Source organism: Xanthomonas sp. SHU 308 (genome assembly GCF_000364645.1).
In the GTDB taxonomy this organism is placed as follows: Bacteria; Pseudomonadota; Gammaproteobacteria; order Xanthomonadales; family Xanthomonadaceae; genus Xanthomonas_A; species Xanthomonas_A sontii.
In genome coordinates, this window is record NZ_AQOK01000530.1 from 1 (window position 1) to 2946 (window position 2946).

Sequence of the window (2946 nt, forward strand, 5' to 3'; positions counted from 1 at the left end):
GGCGGATTCGTGCATCGAGCGGGTCTCCTGGGCGATCGACGGTGACAGCCCCGCGTGCGTGGTGCGCACAGGGCCGCCCGAACCCTCGCATGTACCGGGTGAACTGCGGCCGACCCTGGATGGGGAGAACGACTGTCGACGGACAGCGCCGCGCCGCGTTGCCGTCCGCTCAGAACCAGAACCGCAGGCCGGCGACCCAGCGTGTCTCGCGCGCCGCCTCGCCATCGGCGCGGCGCAGGTCGGCGGTGTCGCCGAAGCTGCGCACGTGCTCCACGCCGACATACGGCGCGAACCGGCGCGTGACCTCGTAGCGCAGGCGCAACCCGCCCTCCACGGTGGTCAGGCCGCTGCCGGTGCGATGCGCCGGATCGTCGCGCGCGGCCAGTTCGGCTTCCAGCCCTGGTTGCAGAATCAGGCGATTGGTCAGCAGCACGTCGTATTCGCCTTCCAGGTGCAGGCTGGCATGGCCGCCCTCGCCGACGTAGAGCATGGCCGACACCTCGAACTTGTACGGCGCCATGCCCTGCACGCCGAACGCGGCCGAGGTCCGCGCGCTGCCCGGCGCCAACGCCTGCCTGCCACCGATCAGCAGGTCCCACCACGGCGAGATCGCGCGGCCGTAGGCCAGTTCCAGCGAGGACGCCGTGGTATGGCCGCCCTCGCGTTCGCCGTCGCTGCGCAGCCACAGCCGGTCGATGTCGCCGCCGTACCAGCCGCGCGCCTGCCAGGCCTGGCCGCTGCCGTGGGCGTTGTCCCAGCCCTCCAGGCGATCGACTAGCAGGTAGCCGGTGCGCGCCGCGCCGTGCGCCATGCCGTGGTCGCGCAGCACCGGGAACGCCGCCGCCCGGTCGGCGGCAGTGATCGGCGGGATCGGCTCGCGCGGCAGCGACGTGTCGGCGCTCGCGGGACAGTGGCACGCTGTCGGTTCGGGTGCAGGCGGCGTCGCATGGTCCATGCGGTCGTGATGCATGCCGTCGTGTGTGAAGTGCGCGTGTTCGCCATGCTCGACCTGCGACGCCGGCGCGGCTGCGTGGTCCATCGTGGCGTGCTCCATGTGCTCGTGCGACGTGGCGTCGGCGTGCTCTGCCGTGGTCTGCGTGGCAGGCGCGGCGTGCATGGCCGGCGCGTGCGCGGCATGGCCCATTGCGGCGTGGTCCACGGCACCGTCTATTGCCGCGTCGGGTTGCGGTGCCGTTGCCGCGTCCGCCATGGGCATGCTGGCGGCGGATGCCGGGCAGGCGCAGGTCGCAGCAGGGAGATCGGCGCCGCTGTCGGCCGCGTGGACATGCTGTGCCTGCGCCACGGCGTGCGCCAACAGCAGCACCATGCCGGTCGCCTGGGCGAGCGGCGAGAAGTGGAGGCGGCTCATGCGTCCACCCGCACTTCGCGCATCATGCCGCCGTCCATGTGGTACAGCAGGTGGCAGTGGTAGGCCCAGCGGCCCAGCGCGTCGGCGCGCACGCGGTAGCTGCGGCGCGTGCCCGGCGGCATGTCCACGGTGTGCTTGCGCACCTGGAAGCGGCCGGCCGCGTCCTCGACGTCGCTCCACATGCCGTGCAGGTGGATCGGGTGCTGCATCATCGTGTCGTTGACCAGCACGATGCGCAGGCGCTCGCCATAGTTCAGCCGCAGCGGCTCGGCGCTGGCGAAGGGAATGCCGTCGAACGACCAGGCGAACTTCTCCATGTTGCCGGTCAGGTGCAACTGGATCTCGCGTCCCGGCTCGCGTCCGTCCGGGTCCTCGAACAGGCTGTGCAGGTCGGCATAGCTCAGCACGCGGCGGCCGTTGTCGCGCAGGCCGATGCCAGGGTCGTCCAGCCGCGGCGCAGTGGCGGCGGACTGCATGTCCACCAGCGGATTGCCGCGTTCGCTGCGTGGATGCGTCGGCGCGGTGGCAGCGTGCGCGGCGTGCTCCATGCCCGACATGCCCGGCATGTGCATGCTCGCGCCGCAGCCGCCCTCCATGCCGTGCGTGGCCATGCCTGCGCTGTGCTCCATGCCGGCGTGGCCGGCCATCGCGTGGCCCATGTCCTGCATGCGCAGCAGCGGACGCGGATCGTTCGCCGGCACCGGTGCCTGCAGTCCTTCGCGCACGGCGAGCGTGCCGCGCGCATGGCCGGTTCGCCCCATGTCCTGCGCGAACACCGTGTAGGCGTCCTGGCCGCTGGGTTCGACCAGCACATCAAAGGTCTCGGCCGCGGCGATGCGGAACTCGTCCACGCTCACCGGATGCACGTACTGGCCGTCGGCGGCGACCACGGTCATCTTCAGCCCGGGGATGCGCACGTCGAAGTAGCTCATGCTGGAGGCGTTGATGAAGCGCAGCAGCACCTTCTCGCCGGGGCGGAACAGCCCGGTCCAGTTGCCGGCCGGGGTCATGCCGTTGAGCAGGTAGGTGTAGGTGTTGCCGTTGACGTCGGACAGGTCGCTGGGGGTCATGCGCATGCGCCCCCACATGCCGCGGTCGGCGAGGGTGGCGCGCAGCCCGTCCTCGCGCGCGTCGCGCAGGAAATCGCCGACGGTGCGCTGGTACAGGTTGTCGTAGGACGGCATCTGCTTCAGCCGCCGGAACAGCGCCGCCGGATCCAGGTCGGTCCAGTCCGACAGCAGCAGCACATGCTCGCGATCGTAGCGGTACGGCGGCGGCTCGCGCGGGTCGATCACGATGGCGCCGTACAGCCCGGCCTGCTCCTGGTGCAGCGAATGGCTGTGGTACCAGTAGGTGCCGGATTGGCGCAGGGCGAAGCGGTACTGGTAGGTCTCGCCCGGGTAGATGCCGTCGAAGCTCATGCCCGGCACGCCGTCCATGTTGGCCGGCAGCAGCAGGCCATGCCAGTGCACCGAGGTCTGGGTGTGGCCGGGCAGGCGGTTGGCCACGCGGATGGTGACGGTGTCGCCTTCGCGCCAGCGCAGCAGCGGCGCCGGCACGCTGCCGTTGACCGCGAT

At 71.2% G+C, this 2946-nt stretch carries 2 protein-coding genes; both read right to left on the bottom strand.

The features are described 5' to 3' along the window. Nucleotides 1–169: 169 nt before the first annotated feature. Complete coding sequence (locus tag D588_RS0115885) at nt 170–1327, bottom strand: copper resistance protein B (protein ID WP_198526778.1); 1158 nt, start codon at nt 1325–1327, stop codon at nt 170–172. A 38-nt stretch (nt 1328–1365) separates the two neighbouring features. Then, a partial coding sequence (locus tag D588_RS0115890; RefSeq protein ID WP_017916685.1) for a copper resistance system multicopper oxidase occupies nt 1366–2946 on the bottom strand: 1581 nt, incomplete at its 5' end.